Origin of the sequence: Halobaculum sp. MBLA0143, from assembly GCF_041361465.1 — an archaeon.
Classification (GTDB): domain Archaea; phylum Halobacteriota; class Halobacteria; order Halobacteriales; family Haloferacaceae; genus JAHENP01.
Genome location: NZ_JBGKAC010000001.1, coordinates 1,271,800 through 1,287,671, shown reverse-complemented (window position 1 = coordinate 1,287,671; position 15,872 = coordinate 1,271,800). Strand labels below are relative to the sequence as shown.

20 protein-coding genes are annotated in these 15,872 nt (G+C 64.9%); 11 read left to right on the top strand and 9 right to left on the bottom strand.

The window, feature by feature from the left end; genetic code table 11:
- Window positions 1-47: 47 nt before the first annotated feature.
- From RYH79_RS06620 to RYH79_RS06600, 5 genes are all read left to right on the top strand, one after another.
- Window positions 48-1,610: a glutamate-cysteine ligase family protein gene (locus tag RYH79_RS06620; RefSeq protein ID WP_370897433.1), complete on the top strand. Its 1,563-nt coding sequence runs from the start codon at window positions 48-50 to the stop codon at window positions 1,608-1,610.
- A gap of 78 nt (window positions 1,611-1,688) precedes the next feature.
- The gene (gene msrB, locus RYH79_RS06615; protein ID WP_370897431.1) at window positions 1,689-2,111 is read left to right on the top strand and encodes a peptide-methionine (R)-S-oxide reductase MsrB; all 423 of its coding nucleotides are present in this window, start codon (window positions 1,689-1,691) and stop codon (window positions 2,109-2,111) included.
- A gap of 109 nt (window positions 2,112-2,220) precedes the next feature.
- On the top strand, window positions 2,221-2,694 hold the full coding sequence (locus tag RYH79_RS06610; protein ID WP_370897429.1) for a hypothetical protein: 474 nt from the start codon (window positions 2,221-2,223) through the stop codon (window positions 2,692-2,694).
- Window positions 2,695-3,338: 644 nt separating this feature from the next.
- Window positions 3,339-4,481 (top strand): hypothetical protein, encoded by a 1,143-nt coding sequence (locus RYH79_RS06605; RefSeq protein ID WP_370897427.1) that lies wholly within the window; start codon window positions 3,339-3,341, stop codon window positions 4,479-4,481.
- Entirely contained in the window at window positions 4,474-5,241 is a 768-nt protein-coding gene (locus RYH79_RS06600; protein ID WP_370897426.1) for a hypothetical protein, read from the top strand. The genes RYH79_RS06605 and RYH79_RS06600 overlap by 8 nt, the downstream gene beginning before the upstream one ends.
- 2 nt (window positions 5,242-5,243) lie before the next feature.
- On the opposite strand, the gene RYH79_RS06595 is transcribed toward RYH79_RS06600, so the two are convergent.
- Complete coding sequence (locus RYH79_RS06595) at window positions 5,244-5,489, bottom strand: DUF7385 family protein (protein ID WP_370897424.1); 246 nt, start codon at window positions 5,487-5,489, stop codon at window positions 5,244-5,246.
- 216 nt (window positions 5,490-5,705) lie between these two features.
- On the opposite strand from RYH79_RS06595, the gene RYH79_RS06590 reads away from it, so the two are divergent.
- Window positions 5,706-6,158: a hypothetical protein gene (locus RYH79_RS06590; protein WP_370897422.1), complete on the top strand. Its 453-nt coding sequence runs from the start codon at window positions 5,706-5,708 to the stop codon at window positions 6,156-6,158.
- Between the two features lie 349 nt (window positions 6,159-6,507).
- On the opposite strand, the gene RYH79_RS06585 is transcribed toward RYH79_RS06590, so the two are convergent.
- From RYH79_RS06585 to RYH79_RS06575, 3 genes are all read right to left on the bottom strand, one after another.
- Entirely contained in the window at window positions 6,508-6,972 is a 465-nt protein-coding gene (locus RYH79_RS06585; RefSeq protein WP_370897420.1) for an FxLYD domain-containing protein, read from the bottom strand.
- 148 nt (window positions 6,973-7,120) lie between these two features.
- Entirely contained in the window at window positions 7,121-7,348 is a 228-nt protein-coding gene (locus RYH79_RS06580) for a hypothetical protein (RefSeq protein WP_370897418.1), read from the bottom strand.
- Window positions 7,349-7,552: 204 nt separating this feature from the next.
- Entirely contained in the window at window positions 7,553-8,155 is a 603-nt protein-coding gene (locus RYH79_RS06575) for a hypothetical protein (protein ID WP_370897417.1), read from the bottom strand.
- Window positions 8,156-8,297: 142 nt separating this feature from the next.
- Here RYH79_RS06575 and RYH79_RS06570 point away from each other — a divergent pair, with 142 nt between their 5' ends.
- Window positions 8,298-8,666: an Hsp20/alpha crystallin family protein gene (locus RYH79_RS06570; protein WP_370897416.1), complete on the top strand. Its 369-nt coding sequence runs from the start codon at window positions 8,298-8,300 to the stop codon at window positions 8,664-8,666.
- A 12-nt stretch (window positions 8,667-8,678) separates the two neighbouring features.
- Here the strand turns inward: RYH79_RS06570 and RYH79_RS06565 are convergent, their stop codons facing one another.
- The 3 genes from RYH79_RS06565 to RYH79_RS06555 form a co-directional block, all read right to left on the bottom strand.
- Window positions 8,679-9,668 (bottom strand): PLP-dependent cysteine synthase family protein, encoded by a 990-nt coding sequence (locus RYH79_RS06565; RefSeq protein WP_370897415.1) that lies wholly within the window; start codon window positions 9,666-9,668, stop codon window positions 8,679-8,681.
- A 78-nt stretch (window positions 9,669-9,746) separates the two neighbouring features.
- Window positions 9,747-10,607, bottom strand: a complete 861-nt coding sequence (locus tag RYH79_RS06560; RefSeq protein WP_370897413.1) for an ATP-grasp domain-containing protein — start codon at window positions 10,605-10,607, stop codon at window positions 9,747-9,749.
- 1 nt (window position 10,608) lies between these two features.
- Window positions 10,609-11,568 carry an aminopeptidase gene (locus RYH79_RS06555; protein WP_370897412.1) on the bottom strand — a complete coding sequence of 320 codons (960 nt, stop codon included), beginning with the start codon at window positions 11,566-11,568 and terminating at the stop codon, window positions 10,609-10,611.
- Between the two features lie 132 nt (window positions 11,569-11,700).
- Between RYH79_RS06555 and RYH79_RS06550 the strand changes: the two genes are divergently transcribed.
- The 4 genes from RYH79_RS06550 to RYH79_RS06535 all read left to right on the top strand — a co-directional run bounded on the left by RYH79_RS06550 (window position 11,701) and on the right by RYH79_RS06535 (window position 14,518).
- Window positions 11,701-12,423, top strand: coding sequence for a hypothetical protein (locus tag RYH79_RS06550; protein WP_370897411.1), 723 nt, complete (start codon window positions 11,701-11,703; stop codon window positions 12,421-12,423).
- Between the two features lie 77 nt (window positions 12,424-12,500).
- Complete coding sequence (locus RYH79_RS06545) at window positions 12,501-13,061, top strand: hypothetical protein (protein WP_370897410.1); 561 nt, start codon at window positions 12,501-12,503, stop codon at window positions 13,059-13,061.
- Window positions 13,062-13,174: 113 nt separating this feature from the next.
- Window positions 13,175-14,248, top strand: coding sequence for a type II glyceraldehyde-3-phosphate dehydrogenase (locus tag RYH79_RS06540; RefSeq protein WP_370897408.1), 1,074 nt, complete (start codon window positions 13,175-13,177; stop codon window positions 14,246-14,248).
- A gap of 66 nt (window positions 14,249-14,314) precedes the next feature.
- Window positions 14,315-14,518 (top strand): hypothetical protein, encoded by a 204-nt coding sequence (locus RYH79_RS06535; RefSeq protein ID WP_370897406.1) that lies wholly within the window; start codon window positions 14,315-14,317, stop codon window positions 14,516-14,518.
- Here the strand turns inward: RYH79_RS06535 and RYH79_RS06530 are convergent.
- Together RYH79_RS06530 and RYH79_RS06525 are read right to left on the bottom strand one after the other, a co-directional pair.
- Window positions 14,505-15,065, bottom strand: a complete 561-nt coding sequence (locus RYH79_RS06530) for a metallophosphoesterase (RefSeq protein WP_370897404.1) — start codon at window positions 15,063-15,065, stop codon at window positions 14,505-14,507. The two genes, RYH79_RS06535 and RYH79_RS06530, sit on opposite strands and share 14 nt — an antisense overlap.
- Window positions 15,066-15,120: 55 nt before the next feature.
- The gene (locus RYH79_RS06525; RefSeq protein ID WP_370897402.1) at window positions 15,121-15,849 is read right to left on the bottom strand and encodes a hypothetical protein; all 729 of its coding nucleotides are present in this window, start codon (window positions 15,847-15,849) and stop codon (window positions 15,121-15,123) included.
- Window positions 15,850-15,872: the final 23 nt, after the last annotated feature.

Sequence of the window (15,872 nt, the reverse complement as noted above, 5' to 3'; positions counted from 1 at the left end):
CGCCGACTCCCAAGGGGTTGAAGTCGGCGGCACCGTACGACCCGGGTATGGCAGAACGGGGCGTCGACACGCTGGCGGAGCGGGTCGAAGAGATTCTCCGAGTAGACTCCGAGGAGTTCCAAGAACGGGCGGAACTGGACGCGGAGACGGTGAAATCGGAGTTGGCGGACGGCACCTTCGACAACCACCAGTCGATCGTCGGCTTCGAGTACGAGTTCTACGCGGTGTCACAGGGCCGGTGGGACGCCGGCGACGGGACGGGGGGGATCAGCCGGGGGGATCTGGCGCGGGTGCCCCGGCGGCTCCTCCGACTCGTCGGCTTCGAGAAGGAACTCGGCCTCCACAACGCCGAGATGACGACGAGCCCCCAGCCGTTCAACACGGACGGGCTGCGGGCGCAGGCGGCCGAGGTGCGGAGCCGGCTCCGGGCGGCGTTGGAGACGACACACCAGGAGGGGATGCGGCTCGTCTCCGACGGGCTGTGGACGGCCGCTCCGGCCGGCGAGACCGCCGGCTCGTACGTCGGTGACGTCGTCACCCGCCGCGGCCACGCGATCGCCACCAACATGAGCGACTCCGCTCGCTACCACGCGATGGCCAACGGCCCCAACGCCGACGTGACGTTCGACCTGCCGGCGCCGTTGTCGAGCCTGGAGGCGGAGACGGTGATGCCGGTCTCGCTCACTACGTCGATCCAGCCCCACTACCAGGTGCCGACCGCGAGCGACATCCCCGTCTACCACGACTACGCCGTCCGGCTCGTCGGCCCGTTGCTGGCGCTGGGGGTGAACACGCCCCTGCTCCCGCCGGAGCTGTACGACGACGGGGTCGACCTGGAGACCGTCGTCGCAGATGGCGCTCGCGAGAACCGAGTCCACGCCTTCGAGATACTCAACACGACGGACTCCCCGAAGGTGTGTCTGCCGCAGGACCTCGACAGCGTCGAGCAGGCGGTCGACCGCGTCGCTCGCGACGACGTGATCGTCCCGATGCCCGAAGAGGAGCTCGTGGACGGCAACCGGTTCGACGACGAGTTCGCCACCCTCCGCCGGAAACACGGCACCTACTGGCGGTGGGTGCGGCCGGTGTTCGACGGCGGCTCTCGGGCGGCCGCCAACGCCCGTCTGGAGTTCCGGGTGATCCCCGCCCAGCCGACCGTCCGCGACTCGATGGCGTTCCTGGCGGCGTTCGCCGGGCTGATGGAGTGTCTCCCGCAACGGCGTCACCCCGCCGCCAGCCTCTCGTGGGAGACCGCTCGGGAGAACTTCCGGGCGGCCGTCGCGGACGGGATCGACGCCGACCTGCGCTGGATCACCAACGAGGGCGTCGAGACGACGGACACGGAGCGCGTGTTCGCCGACGTGTTGGACCACGCCGAGGCCGGACTCGTCGGCGCCGGCTGCTCGGAACGGGAGGCCGCCGGGATGCTGGAGCCGTTGCGTCACCGTGTGGAGACGCGGACGACGCCCGCCGGCTGGAAGCTGGACCGCGCCCGCGAGCACGCCGACGAGGGTCGCTCGTTCTCCGCGGCGGTCAGACGGGCACAACAGGACTACCTCGCCCGCCAGCGCGACACGCTGTTGGACGGCTCGTTCGTCGACTGGACGTGAACACTCCCCGGCAGAGTGACGGGGAACCTGGACCCGAACGAGCAGAACCGCCTTCAGTCTCCGCCACCAACCGTGGGTATGGCTGGAAGCGAGACCCAGCGGGACGACCGAACGGTGCCGGACAGTGACGAGGAGTGGCGCGAGGAGCTGGACGACGACGAGTACGAGATTCTCCGGGAGCGCGGGACGGAGGCGCGCTTCTCCGGGGAGTTCGTCGACCACTACGGCGACGGAGAGTACGTCTGTGCCGGCTGTGGCGAGGTGTTGTTCGACGGCGAGACGAAGTACGACTCCGGCTGTGGCTGGCCGGCGTTCTACGCCGCCGAGGACGGGAACGTCGTCCGGAAGGAGGACGACCGCCACGGTATGCGCCGCGTCGAGGTGTTGTGTGCCAACTGCGACGGTCACCTCGGCCACGTGTTCCAAGACGGCCCCGACGACAAGGGCGGCGAACGGTTCTGTATCAACTCCGTCGCGTTAGAGTACGAAGACGCGGAGTAGTCGGCGGCGCGACGGCGACCACGTCCGTGTTCCGCCGCACCGGCGCGACACCCACACGACGCGCGACACGGTGACCACACTCTTGAGTCTCGGCCGCCTCGGTTCGGGTATGTCTCGGGACGGTCGCCAGCGAGAACGGGAGCGGGAACGGGACGGAGAGACGGACGACGACCGGGGCGGACGCTCCGGCGGGTCGTCGCGTGCGACGGTGTCCAACCGGACGAGCTGGTCCGGACTGGCGAAGCGCGCGTACAACGTCGCACTCGGCTCGGGCTCCGGGCGTTCCCGGGACGACTCCGGCGGCGCGCTGAAGCTCGCCGGCCTGACCATCCTCGGTGCGTTCCTCGCCGGACTCCTCCCGCTGCCGCTGACCTGGCTGGTCGGGCTGGGCGTCGGCGCCGGCGTCGGCGGGTGGGCAGACGAGGGGTCGCCGTTGCTGGCGGCCGGCAACGGCGCGGTGATCGGGTTCGTCTTCGGGCTCGGGTTCGCTCCCGCGTTGTTCGGGCTCGGGTTCGTCCTCACGCTCGTGTTGACCGTCGTGGGTGCGGTCGTGGCCGGTGCGGGCTACCTCGCCGGGGAGTGAGCGAAAAGGCCAACACTTTAGAGTTGATATAGTCAACTCGGAGCACCAGATGTTGGCGTTGAGAGTCCGTCCCATCGCCCCTGCCGAGAGGTGAGACGAGAAGCTGAACGGGAAGTGGCGCACTGAAGATGCTGACGTGGTCTCGTAGACCACAACTGCGCGGCCTAATCAGCCAGAAGGCCACTTCCCGGACAGGCTTCGCGGGGAAACGGGGGTGAGGGCGGGAACACACATCTACTCGTTCACACGCTTTCCGAGTGACGGGTGTGTGGACTCTCGGAAAGTAATGCGGGACAACGACCGATCAACCCCGTTTAGTCCCTGATGTGTACGACCCTCTCTATCATCTCGCGGGCGCGGGCGCTTCGTTCGATTCCTAGTTCATCTGAGAGGTGTTCGACCGTACCTTTGATACTTATACCACATATTGACTCGTCCGCAGTGAAAAGAGTTCCCAATGTAGCAGCAATCCGGTTCGTCGAATCTGGTTTGGTGGGTTTCAAATAGTTAGACCTATTTAAGATCTGTAGTGCGAAAGCCGGTGTAGAGCCACAAGTAGACCGATACAGCCAAATGACTGACATAGGATTTAAATATGGTGCCATCGTTTGGCTAGTTGGAGTCGTGGCACGCCACTCCCCAATATGGACAACAAGGACAGTAAATTCGGTCAGTTTGAGGCAGCGTTCGAGAACGGACAGCGAGGACAGGTCAGCGACTACGAGACGTGGCTCGAATCCCACGGATTCCGACCAGAGAGGGTCAGTACAGAAGTGATACGAAGCCACTTCACAGAGCACACGGAGAGGACGGTTGACTACGACCAGCAACTTCAGGAGGTCGGGGAGTTCGCTGGGCACTTCGCCGCAAGGGGTGGAACCATCCACCTGGCCGTCACTGGCGTTTCAGGTGTCGGCAAGACTCTGTTCAGACGAACCGTGGAAGACGCACTAGACCGTGTAGAGGCCGGTCTCGAAGTCTACTCGTTCGAGTGCAACGACCTCGGTGATAAGGTTACAATCGGCGAGTCAGACCCGTCAATGGAGACGTACGAAGAGTCCCGCCTACAGAAGGTTGCCGAGGACGTAGCCGGGGATGAGAACGCGGTGTTCATCCTCGACGACTGTGGTGAGGACAAGCGGGCGCGTAAGTCCATGACCCGTCTCGAATCCAGTGTCGAAAATGGTCTCTTCGTGACGTTCTGGAGTCCAGAACTGTGGGGGTACGACAGAGACGAGATCGAACGGGAGATCGACACAACAAAACAGATCAAACTACCGGGGCTCAGCAAAACAGAGTGTAGCGAACTCGCCAGCGCTCTTGTAGAGTTCATCGGTGGAGACGCTGCTCTGTCAGAGGATGCAGTCGTGCCCGCATTCAAGCACAGTAACGGTATCCCAGGGCTGTTCATCCAGGTTCTCGTGAAGAGCCTCAAGCAGGCATTTCTCGAGGGTCAGGAACCCTGGGATTCCGAGTCAATCGACCAAGCAGTGGACCAGCTCGGAATCACCGACGCAACCGAACGGGTTGGGTCGCTGTCACAGGCCAAACTACAGCTCATCAGACACATGCTCATCGATCAAGATCCGAGGGGAATTCGCCCCAAGCGGCTCGTGGAACTGCTCGACAGAGACAAGTCGACAATATCGTACCACCTCAACGACCTGCTGTCACGCGGTCTGGTCGACTCAGTGACCGAAGGAAGGTCCGTGAGGTACAGCGTGGACAGGTTTATCAAGCCAATCGTCCAGATGAGACTAGAGAAGGAGGTGGAGATCAATGGTTAGCTTCAAATTCGCACGGGTTCCACAGGAGAACCTCGCCCTCGACAACATTGAGGAGGTGGTCCGCGAGTGGTCGATCAGGGAGGGTGATGAAGAGAGCGGTCAGGGTGCCATACCAGAGACGCTGAACGTCCCTTCAGACGATACAGCGTACTTCAAGTATGGGAACTGGAGAACGGAGGAGGTCGAGAAGCTTGACGGCACCGAACAGGTGCCGAAGTGCGAGAAGCGCCTGATGGGCGTTCTGGGAGGGAACCTGTTCTTCGTCGAGACTGCCTCCACCAACGACTACCGAGAGTCGATGGTGGACATGTTCGAGCGTGAGTTCACAGACGGCATCGTGCTCGAAACTGAGGAGTTTATATCCTCCGCGATGAAGATGGCCGAGGCGCAAGCAGACGATCTGCTTGAGGTGAAGTTCCTTCCCAGTGGTCGGATGGAGCCAGAGTCGATCACGATCGAGGACCGGGGGGATGTCATGGGAACCGACGCCTACGAGCGTCACGAGGACGAGGAACGGCGCAGACTGAGGATGGAGTTGAACCCCGAAAGCCAGACTCTGAAACAGGGGTTCAAGAAGCGTGGCGTCTTCACAGCATACCACCGTGATCTCCAGTCGGATGAGATGGTGGGGATTCTGCGGGCGAACTACGAACTCCTGCGTAGAATGCTCGAGGAGAACACGGGACCACAGAGGTCCTGGAGCAGTTGGGAGGTTGACGAAGGGTCCGACTCCGGTTCGAGTTCCGAGTCGGACGACTGACCTCAGTGCGCGAACACGAGAATCTGCTCGTCCGTCCGCGCCACACACACCGGCCCGCTGGGCGCGCTGTCGAACGTCACCGTCTCGTCGCTCGTGACGAACAGCCGCTGGAAGACGCGCCCGCAGGCGGCACACCCCACGTCGTCGCGGTTCTGGAGCTGCATCGAGTTCTCGTCCTGTTTCAGCAGCTTCAGCTTCGAACGGTGGTCGTGGACATCGAAGCCGTCGGAGAGATCCAGCCGGGACATACCGCATCGTCCGACCGCGACGGACGAATAGGTGACGCCCTCGCCCCCCACGAACCCCGCTTTCCTTCGAAGACTTATCCATATCTATAAAACAATAAACTATATCGGTGGCTAGGACTACATTCCGGATACGACACGCGGGCGTCGTCACTGCGGTAAAGGTGGCGAGGGTGGCCTAACACCCTCACCCTGCGTGTCGTGCGGCCTTCACACGACATGTGTTCGAACGATTCTCCGTCACAAAAGCGTGACGGCGCGACCCAGCCGGACGAATCGACCCAGATCTCCCGGGAGCGACTGCTGTCGGACTACGGCGCATCCATCGACAGCCTGCGGAACACGAAGCTGCCGGAGACGCGGATCGAGGAACTGGTGACACTCTGTGTCGAGACCCAGCGGCGGCTCGACAACGACCGCGGCGACGGGGAGCGGACCCCGGCGCTCGTGACCGCCGTCGCGGAGGCGATGGCGGATCTGGAGTCGGCGACCGTCGTCCCCGAGGGCGAGGTGCCCGAGTCGCGCGCGCTGGAGGCCGGTGTTCCGGCGGAGGAGTACGTCCTCACCGCGGCCGAACGCGACGACGCACTCAACGCGCTGTCGTCGCTGTTGTTCACGGCCGTCGAGACCCCGCCGGCGTCGCCGGCGCGGACCCCCGGCGCAGCGGACTGAACGCACCGCTCCTGGGGGTCGACACCCCCGAGAACACGCCACAGGAGTCTGTCACGCCGCTCGGGGACTGTGTGGCGTTCCCCGAGCCTGTCGCCGCGCACGAGTCGACGGTGAACCTGAAGCGCGCTCGAGACGTCACCGTGGACGTAAGTCGAGGCACCCGTGACGACGATCACGGGGACGAGACGGAGTGGGAGGCGCGCGAGGAACCCGTGTCTCCCGGCACGATTCCTGCCGGGTTTGCCGAGTAGTAGAGTCGAGCACTCGACCGGGAGCGTAGGACGACGACAGAATCGAGAACGGGCCGGCGGAGCAGTGTCGAGGTCCCCGTCCGCGTCCGCCCGAGTGATCAGTACACGGTTATCTCTTCGATGCTGAACGTCTCGGCGTCGTCCGCCGTCCCGAAGGCTTCGAAACGCCACCGCTGGCCGGCGTCGAGGTTGCTCACGTTGTCGAGCGCAGACCCGAGCTTGGCGTCCGTCTCGTCGAACAGTCCGAACTGCAGCGAGACGTAGTCGTACGCCGTGTCACTCGCGTTGAGCGCCTCGCCGGCGATCGTGACGCCGAACTGCTCGACAGTGCCCTCTGCAGTCAAGATCACCATCTCGGTGCGCGGGTCGTACGCCCAAGCGTCCGGGTACGGGTTCGGTCGGTCGGTCGGCGTCCCGGTCGCCGTCTCGGTCGGCGTCGCCGACGCGGGCGCACTCTCGCCGCCCTGGCGTCCACCGCGTCCCGTGCGACTGGGTCGGCGCCCACACCCCGCGCTCGCGACCCCGGCGGTGACGACCGACCCGAGGAGTGTTCTCCGCTTCACACTACGACACTCGCCAGACGCCGTGATAGCAGCTCGGATCTATCGACCGACGCGGTCGTGGACGCGTCGCGTGCCGAGTGCACAGTCTCCGTCGCTGTCGAGAGATCCGTCGTGAGAATCGCCCAGCCACCGAGGCCTCGTCTCCGCGTCACTCGAACATCTTGTCGTCGAACTCCGGGATGTCGAACCCGCCGTCGCCGCCCCAGCCGTCCATCACCCGGGACTGGTACAGCGCCATCGCCACCTGCGGGACGGCCTGCGGCGGGACGGGCGGAGCACTGTCGAAGGCGTCTGCGGCCCACTCGTTGTACTCGTCGACCACGTCCATCGCGTCCTTGAAGCTACGGAGCATCAACTCCTTGTACCGATCACGCATCGGATTTCGGTTCGGGACCGCGAGGCAAGCCTCTTTGGGTTGGGCACGGAGACGGCGCGGGCAGGCGCTGGGCGCCGACACACGGCGTCACACGGGTCGCTCACTCGTCTACACACTCACCCACTCACTCACCCACACACTCATTTACACACTCACCCACTCACCCACTCACCCACTCACCCACCCACACACTCACCTACTCACTCACGGCCCGGGGAACGGCCGTTCGGACGCGGGGTGTTCCCAGGTCTCCGCGTCGACGGCCCGGACCGGCGCCGGGCGGTGGAACGCGACGGGGTCGTCGACGGTCGACTGATCCGCCCCCCGGCCGTCGGCGGGAGGCTGCGGGAGCGGCGCGGTGCCGTCCGCACCGATCACGGAGCGCCCACGGCGCCTCGTGGTTCTAGGCCTCCGTGTCGCCCGCAGACCCCGAGAGGTCGTGATCGTCGACGACGAACCGAGGCGAGTCCACGACGGCGTCGCACGCTCCTTCGACCGGGCAGAGTCCACCCACTCCGGGTGGACACGACACAGCTCACCGTCTGCGTCGTCGTGCGCGTCGATCACGCCATCGTCGTGACATCGGTTCCAGACTGCGCCCGCGGTGGTCCAGTCCGGGACGCGGGCCTCGCGGGCCAGGAGTCGGTTCCCGGTCGCCCACACGTCCACGCGGTCGGCCTCGTGAGCCCACGCCTGGACCCACGCCAGCGGCGCGGCACGGTGCCCCGGGTGAGGGTCCAGATCGACCGTGTAGTCCCGGTCGAGACGGGCGACTACGTCGGGCAGACGCCGTCTGGGTGGGGACATCGGGCTCAGTTCTCACGGTGGGCCGTGAACGCGACCCGGGCAGTCGCCGTGGCCGAGCGTCCCGAACGAGCCGCGACGCCGCCGGTGACGGCCGGCGCACCGAGAGAAGGCTTTTGAGGGTGAGAGACGTATCCACTCGTGTATGCGGGATGATCGTGACGATCCGTTCGGGGATATCTTCGACGAGATTGAGCGGATGATGAACGGGATGGCCGGACCCGACGGCGCAGCCGACGCCGGCTTCGGCTCGGAGACGCACGTCTCCACCTACGAGAGTGACGACGAGGTCCGAGTCGTCGCGGACCTCCCGGGGGTGGACAAAGAGAGCATCGACCTCAAGTGCGACGGAGAGACGCTCACCCTGGCGGCCAACGGGGAGACGCGCCAGTACGAGGAACGGGTTCGGCTCCCGACTCGCGTCGACGAGCACTCCGCGGACGCCTCGTACAACAACGGCGTGCTGCAGGTGACGTTCGACGCGGTGGACGACTCCGCCAGCATCGACCTATAGCCGAGACGACACTCACGACGGTCGACCCGCCTCTCCTGTCGGCTCCGTCCGTTCGTCGTCGGTCTCGAACTCGAACAGATCCGTCGAGAGGTACCGCTCGCCGGTGTCCGGGAGAACAACGACCGTCAGTTCGTCCGGCTGTTCGCGGGCGACCTCGACGGCCGCCGCCGTCGCCGCGCCGCCCGAGAGCCCCGTGAGCACGCCCGTCTCGCGGCCGAGCCACCGCGCCCGCTCGACCGCCCGCTCGCGTGTCACCGTCCGAGCCTCGTCGATCACGGAGGTGTCGAGCGTCTCCGGCACGGACGACGGGCCGATCCCCTGAATTCCGTGATCGTCGGTCTCGCCGGCCGACAGCAACGGTGACGCCGCCGGCTCCACCGCGACCGTCCGCACGTCGCGGTCGCGGTCCTGCTTCAGGTGGCGCGCGGTGCCCGTGATCGTCCCGCCCGTGCCGACGCCGGCGACGAGGGCGTCTACCCCGCCGGTGGTCGCCCGCCAGATCTCCGGGCCGGTCGTCCGGCGGTGGGCCGCGGGGTTGGCCTCGTTCTCGAACTGGCCGAGCCGGACGGCGTCCGCTCTGTCGGCGACAATCTCTTCGACCCGCTCGCGGGCACCCTCCACGCCCGCCTCGGCCGGCACCACCTCGACGGTCGCGCCGAGCCCGCGGGCCAGCTGCCGCCGCTCGACGCTCGCCGACTCGGGCACGACCAACACGCAGTCGTAGCCCCGCACGGCCGCGACGAACGCGAGTCCGATTCCGGTGTTGCCGGAGGTGGGCTCGACGAGCGTGCTGTCGTCGTCGACGACTCCCTCAGCCTCGGCGCGGTCAACCATCTCTCGGGCGATTCGATCCTTGACGGAGTAGGGGTTGAACGACTCCACCTTGGCGAAGAGGTTCGGCGCCGCTTCCTCCAGCGCGAGCAACGGCGTGTCACCCACCAGCTCCGTCGCGTCCGCGGCAGCCTCGACTGTCCGCCCGTTCGGCGTGACGTAGCCGTCCATGCCGACCTCGGAGAGCCGAACGGGGTTCAACCCCGGCGGCTCTCCAGTCGTGCACGAGTCGGACAGCGCCGGGGAGTCTCATCCCTCGGCAGTCGCCCGGACCAAGTCGGCGATCCGGTCGTAGAAGTCGTCGACGTACTTCTCGGGGTCGTCGACCGTCGGGCGGGCGTTCGTCTCCGAGACGACCGCGCGGTCGTCGGTGACGAGGAGGTCGACCCCCAGGAGGTCGATCCCCAGGACGGCGGCCGCCCGCTCTGCGAGCCGCCGGAGCTCCGGGTCCAACTCGACGCCCTCGGCGACGGCACCGCGGTGGACGTTGTGTTTCCAAGCGCCGTCGGCGCGGCGGTCCGCCGGGAGTCGTCGCCGGACCGCGCCGACGTACTCGCCGCCGACCACCATCACGCGGTAGTCCGTCGCGTCGGGGAGAAACTCCTGGAGGAGGTACGATCGGTCCCCGGTCGCGCGGTAGTCGTGGACCAGATCCAGGTAGTCCGTCACGCCGGCGACGGAGTCCGGCTCCGACACCTTCGCCACGCCGACCCCACGGGTCGTGGAATTGGGCTTGACGACGACCGGCCACCCCAGTTCGGCGGCCGCGTCGGTCACGGCCGTCTCGCTCGCGGGGTTCGACACGACGCGAGTGTCCGGCACCGGCACGTCCGCGGCCGCGAGCCGCGCGAGCACGCCGGCCTTGTTGCGCGACGCCAGGATCGCGTCCCGACCGTTCACCCAGGGGACGCCCAGGTGGGTGTCGACGACTGCCCCCTCCATCAGCCGCGAGGGGTACACCCAGCCGGCGTCGACCGCCGGGAACGGCGACTCCGCGACCGGCAGCAGTCGCTCTTCGGGCTGGACGGGAACGACCTCGATCCCGTACGCCGGGAGGTGGTCGTTCAGCCGCTCGAACGTCTCCTTCTGGGTCGTGACTGCCAGCCGCACGCTACGGCTCCGGCAGGGTGACCGGTTCGCCGTCGGCGTACACCGTCGGTTCCCGGACGATCCCGTCTAAGTGGATCGGTGCCTCCGTCTCCCCGCCGATGGAGGCGTTGTCGCCGATGGCGACGTGGACCGTCCCGGCGGCCTTCTCGTCCAACAGGACGTGCCCCACGAGTGTCTCGACGCCGACGTTCGTCCCGATCCCCAGCTCGGCGAGGTTGTACGCCGCGTCGCCGACCTCCTCTGCCGCGGTCGCCACCTGCTCGCGGATGTCGTCGTCGGAGATCTCCGTGACGAGTCCGTCTTCCACCTCGAAGCGGAGCTCTTCCGTCAGCAGTCCGTGGGGCATCATCGTCCCGTCGACGACGTACGTCCCGTCGGCCGTCGCCGGGCTCGTGAACACCTCGCCGGCCGGGAGGTTCGAGAAGCTGCCGGAGTCTCCCACGTCGCCGGTGTCCTCGTACCACTCTCGGTCGGCGACCTCGACCGTGAGGTCCGTCCCGGCCGCCGTCGTCACACGCACCTCGTCGGCGTCGGCCACCTGCTCGTAGATCTCGCGGGAGTGATCCGCGATGGCGTCGTAGTCGGCGTCCAACCCGGTCGTGAACACCTCGGCGGTGATCCCCGGGAGCGTCGCTCCGCGCGCGCCGGCGTCCGTCGCCGCCGACCGCGCTCGGGTGTGGCTCAGACTCCGTGTCGTCGGCGCGAGGAAGGCGTCTGCCTCGGCCATCGCGGCCGCGACCGGCGCCGGCGGCTCCGTCCCGTGTTGCTCCCCGGGAGGGTAGCACACGAGTGTCGCGTCGTCGGTCACCTCGCTGCCCACGTCGTACAGCACCTCGCCGATCTCCAGCCGCTCGTCGTCCGTAACGACCGCCAGCGACTCGTCGGCGCCTAACTCTAACGCCTGGTGTACCGCGGTCTCTGCCGCGCGTGTCAGCGGATCGACTGCCGTCTCGCTGCTCATAGACCGTTGGAGGGCTGCCGGGCGTGTAGTCCTTGCGCCGTCGGACGGATGGAGTCTGTCTGCTCAAATATGCACAACTATAGACGCCGAAGACGAAATATTTTACCGCGGGGATAAACGCGGCAGAGGCAGATGGAGCGTGCCGTCACGAGCCAAGGGATCAGAACGATCAACCTCTACAATCTGTTTGCGAACATCGTGCCAGGGGTGTACGTTCTCACTGGCCTGTACGCGACAGTCAGGCCCGTTCCGTTGTTTGAGTTGGCGTTTGACTCCGAGGCGACACTCCCCGTTGGCCTCCCACTGGTGTTGTTTACCATCGGCGTTGCCTTCGTCGTTGGACAATTACTCCAAGTCGGCGGCGGACACAGCGACGACGACCACGGCTTCGACAATCTGATGTTGTGTATCAGGGGACAACGAGAATCGTGTCGGTATCGCATTTCAGATGTCGAGAGATACTTCTGGGAGCTGTGCAAGGACCAGTTCGTCCTGAGTGGCGAGTTCGAATCACACGACACGTTACTCAAGCTGACTCTCTCTTTCGTGGAGCAGCGTGGTCGCACCCGGGCACTACGGATGCAGGCGTTGTATCTGCTGGCACGCGGGCTGACAGTCGGGACAGTCGTGTTAGGATTCTTCTGCGGGTCACTCGCAGTTGGACTGTGGTTCGAGTACGTCCCCGACGGGATTGCGAATGTACTCCGACCGTTTGAAGTACTTGTTGCCTATGTAATTAGTTCTATTCTGATTTTTGCTATATTAAACAAAAACAGAGAAAATCTGGAAGAAGACTGGATCAGATACACCGTCCTCGCGGCCTACCTAGAAATGTCTGATGAATATAGAAACTAGAATAAGATGATTGTCCAAATCAGAATCAGAGTATGGGAATTCATAAGTATTTCCCCGCACAACTGTCGAGTGAACTCATGACCGAGGGTGACCCGAAGCTCCGAGACAGGCTACTCTCGGCACTCCTCAGAGGGTCGGCAACGATCGTGTTCACCAGTGTGTTCGCTGTACCCGGTCTGCTGTTCACGTCGTTCGTGTCTCCAGAGATGGTCGGGTACTACCTCATCGCGTTTGTTGGAGCGAGCGCACACGTCGGAATGCGTGCAATTGGGGATCAACCAGACTCGGATACGAGTCTCAGCCCAGAGACGCTGTCGTCTGCGATCTCGTTACTGGCTATCCTCTCAGTAATCGCAACGACAGTCGTGTCAGTTCGTCTGGGCCTCGGAGTCGTCGTTGCAGGAGTGATTGAGAACGGTGTTGGCCAGTCGACACTCACCGTTTTTGGTGCCGCAGTCACTCCGTTGTTCGATTACAGAATTGGGGACTCCGTCTGGTGGCTGTCTCCGTCCAGCATCATTACTATTGCAATCGCTAAACTCATAGCTGTAATAATCGAGGAGTCGACATCCGACCCCGACAGCTCCGAGACTGCCCAATCTCTACTTGAGGACACACGCCGCATCGACCCGATGTAGCTCGCCTCCGCACACACGCCGCCGAAACCATCCGCTCGATTACTCGCATGGTAGTTGCTTTCTCTCAGAGTATGCCGTAACGATTAACCCGACGCCGTGACGACGCCCCAGTGATGATACAGGTCGGCGTCAACGGCTACGGCACCATCGGCAAACGAGTCGCCGACGCGGTGGCGGCCCAGCCGGACATGGAACTGACCGGGGTTGCGAAGACGCGACCGAACTTCGAGGCGGAGGCGGCCGTCCGGAAGGGGTACCCGTTGTACGCGGCGATTCCGGAGCGGTCCGACCAGTTCCACGAGGCGGGCGTGGATCTCGCGGGGGAGGTGGACGACTTGGTCGTCCGTTCGGACGTGATCGTCGACACGACGCCGTCGGGAATCGGTGCCGAGAACCGGGAGCTGTACGAGCGGTACGACACGCCGGCGATCTTCCAGGGCGGCGAGGACGCCGACGTGGCCGATGCCTCCTTCGTCTCCCGGGCCAACTACGACGCCGTCCGCGAGGACGACGTGGAGTACGCTCGCGTCGTCTCCTGCAACACGACCGGGCTCTCCCGACTCCTCGCCCCGCTCCGAGAGACGTACGGCGTGGAGAAGGCCCGGGTGACGCTCGTCCGGCGCGGCGGCGACCCCGGCCAGACCTCGCGTGGCCCGATCAACGACATCCTCCCGGACCCCGTGGAGATCCCCTCTCACCACGGTCCGGACGTGAACGAGATCTTCCCCGACTTGGAGATCGACACCCTCGGCGTGAAGGTGCCGGCGACGCTGATGCACCTCCACTCCGTCAACGTCACCTTGGAGGCCGAGCCGACCGCCGACGACGTGCGCGAGACGCTGAGCGACGAGTCCCGGTTGTTCCTCGTCCCCGAGGAGGCCGGCATCGACGGCACGGGCAAGCTCAAGGAGTTCGCCCAGGACACCGGTCGTCCTCGCGGCGACCTCTGGGAGAACTGCATCTGGGAGAGCTCCGTCTCGATGGAGGGGTCGGATCTGTACCTCTTCCAGTCGATCCACCAGGAGAGCGACGTGATCCCGGAGAACGTCGACGCCGTCCGGGCGCTGCTGGACCGCGCCCCGAAGGCCGACAGCGTCGCCACGACCGACGAGACCCTCGGCGTCGGCTTAGAGTCGCTGTTCCAGGGTCGCCGCCAGCGCGTCGTGCCGCGGGAGGCCGACGACTGACGGAGCGACACCGCACTGCCTTCGAAACCGAACCACACAAGCCGTCCGTCGTCGACCGTTCCCGTCGTGACCGACGACACCCCGAGTCTGACAGACGGTCGGTGGTACCTCCTCCGACTTCTCCTGTCGCTCGTGCTCCTCCAGGTGTCGGTGTTGGCGGCCGAACGGAGCGGGCTGTACCCGTTCACCACCACGGGCCTGGTCGTCGGATCGCTCGTCGCGTTCGTCTCTGTCGGCTCGTTGGTTCGGTGGTGGTTCAGGCGTCTGTGAGCGACTCGAACCGCACCGTCCCCGCCTCGGTGTCGATCACGATCACCGCCGGCGACTCTTCTTGGCCTGGAATCACAACGCCGCCGGGGTTGAGGTGGAGCGTCCCCGCCGCGTCGAGATCGTGTTCTGTCGTCCCGTCGGTGTCGAAGGTCGTCACCTCGCCGTCGGGCGCGTGGTGTTCGCGGGTCCGTTCGTGGGTGTGTCCGCGGACGACGATGTCGTAGTCACCGCAGCCGACGAGTCCGTCGACGAGCGGTTCACTCGTCCCGTGGTACGCCGCGACCGCGACGCCGTCGACCGTCAGCGTCGCCGCCTCGCCGTGGTACGTGCCGAACGACTCCACCGTGTCCGCCAGCGCCCACTCACCGTCGTTGTTGCCGCGGACGGCGTGGAACGCGAACTGGGCGTCGAACGGCGTCGCCGAGAACGGCGCGACGAAGTCGCCACAGTGGATCACCGTGTCGACGTTCTGTGATCGGAACTGTTCGACTGCCGTCGTGACCGCGTCCGCGTCGTCGTGGGTGTCGGAGACGATGCCGAGTTTCACAGTCTGCGTGTCGACCGACAGCGAACTGTAAGTTTTGGTCGCTGTTCAGTAGTGTCTAGTCGTCTTGATGCTCTTCAGTTCGCAATACGTGATTTTCGAGAGAGATTGCAAACAAACCTATAGAAATGGCAGATATTGAAAAAGAGGCAGTGAGAACCCCGTACACGGTTAGGAGAACGGATCGGGTCACCTCCACGTTCAGCAGTTGCGGTGTCTCGTCCAGCGGCCAGACCCCGTAGACCACACTGAGTACCGCAACCGCGTAGATGGCACCGACGAAGAGAATTCGAATCACGGCAGGGACATCTCGCAGTCGTCGGACACCGTCGATATCTCCGCTTCCGAACCCGCCGAGCTGATGCTCAAAGCCGAACGAATCTTCAGTCGGATCTGAAGTAAGTTCCTGTTCGATCTTGGCAATCTGGCCGCTGGCGTTCGCCATCCAGGCCCGCGACTCGGCAGTCCGTACGAGCAGGTACGCGAGTATCACTGGGACGAACGCGAGAACGGCCAACTGATCGAAGTTAACCGAGTATCCGATGACCAGAATTATGCCAGCGACACCACGGGAATTCAGAGTGACTTGCCTATCGACGGCCGACAAAACCTCGTCACGGAGTGTGTCGTACGCTCGTAGCTTGGCCTTCTGTGATGAGCCACCTGTTGGGACAGTTCCGGAGCCGTCGCTGACCGTCCTCGTGGACCCTTCTTTCGTCTCACTCGACTCACCCGTCGCTTCGTCACCATCGTTCGGTGGCTGTCCGTAGTTGTCCCACCGCGACACTGAACCAGTATTTCTGATAAAGG

What these genes read in the sequence shown, in the direction of transcription:
- RYH79_RS06550 (WP_370897411.1), top strand. Translation starts at nt 11,701, where the DNA reads ATGGAGCGTGCCGTCACGAGCCAAGGGATCAGAACGATCAACCTCTAC.
- RYH79_RS06565 (WP_370897415.1), bottom strand. Translation starts at nt 9,668, where the DNA reads ATGGACGGCTACGTCACGCCGAACGGGCGGACAGTCGAGGCTGCCGCG.
- RYH79_RS06620 (WP_370897433.1), top strand. Translation starts at nt 48, where the DNA reads ATGGCAGAACGGGGCGTCGACACGCTGGCGGAGCGGGTCGAAGAGATT.
- RYH79_RS06610 (WP_370897429.1), top strand. Translation starts at nt 2,221, where the DNA reads ATGTCTCGGGACGGTCGCCAGCGAGAACGGGAGCGGGAACGGGACGGA.
- RYH79_RS06540 (WP_370897408.1), top strand. Translation starts at nt 13,175, where the DNA reads ATGATACAGGTCGGCGTCAACGGCTACGGCACCATCGGCAAACGAGTC.
- RYH79_RS06570 (WP_370897416.1), top strand. Translation starts at nt 8,298, where the DNA reads ATGCGGGATGATCGTGACGATCCGTTCGGGGATATCTTCGACGAGATT.
- RYH79_RS06590 (WP_370897422.1), top strand. Translation starts at nt 5,706, where the DNA reads ATGTGTTCGAACGATTCTCCGTCACAAAAGCGTGACGGCGCGACCCAG.
- RYH79_RS06555 (WP_370897412.1), bottom strand. Translation starts at nt 11,568, where the DNA reads ATGAGCAGCGAGACGGCAGTCGATCCGCTGACACGCGCGGCAGAGACC.
- RYH79_RS06575 (WP_370897417.1), bottom strand. Translation starts at nt 8,155, where the DNA reads ATGTCCCCACCCAGACGGCGTCTGCCCGACGTAGTCGCCCGTCTCGAC.
- RYH79_RS06595 (WP_370897424.1), bottom strand. Translation starts at nt 5,489, where the DNA reads ATGTCCCGGCTGGATCTCTCCGACGGCTTCGATGTCCACGACCACCGT.
- RYH79_RS06600 (WP_370897426.1), top strand. Translation starts at nt 4,474, where the DNA reads ATGGTTAGCTTCAAATTCGCACGGGTTCCACAGGAGAACCTCGCCCTC.
- msrB (WP_370897431.1), top strand. Translation starts at nt 1,689, where the DNA reads ATGGCTGGAAGCGAGACCCAGCGGGACGACCGAACGGTGCCGGACAGT.
- RYH79_RS06580 (WP_370897418.1), bottom strand. Translation starts at nt 7,348, where the DNA reads ATGCGTGATCGGTACAAGGAGTTGATGCTCCGTAGCTTCAAGGACGCG.
- RYH79_RS06545 (WP_370897410.1), top strand. Translation starts at nt 12,501, where the DNA reads ATGACCGAGGGTGACCCGAAGCTCCGAGACAGGCTACTCTCGGCACTC.
- RYH79_RS06605 (WP_370897427.1), top strand. Translation starts at nt 3,339, where the DNA reads ATGGACAACAAGGACAGTAAATTCGGTCAGTTTGAGGCAGCGTTCGAG.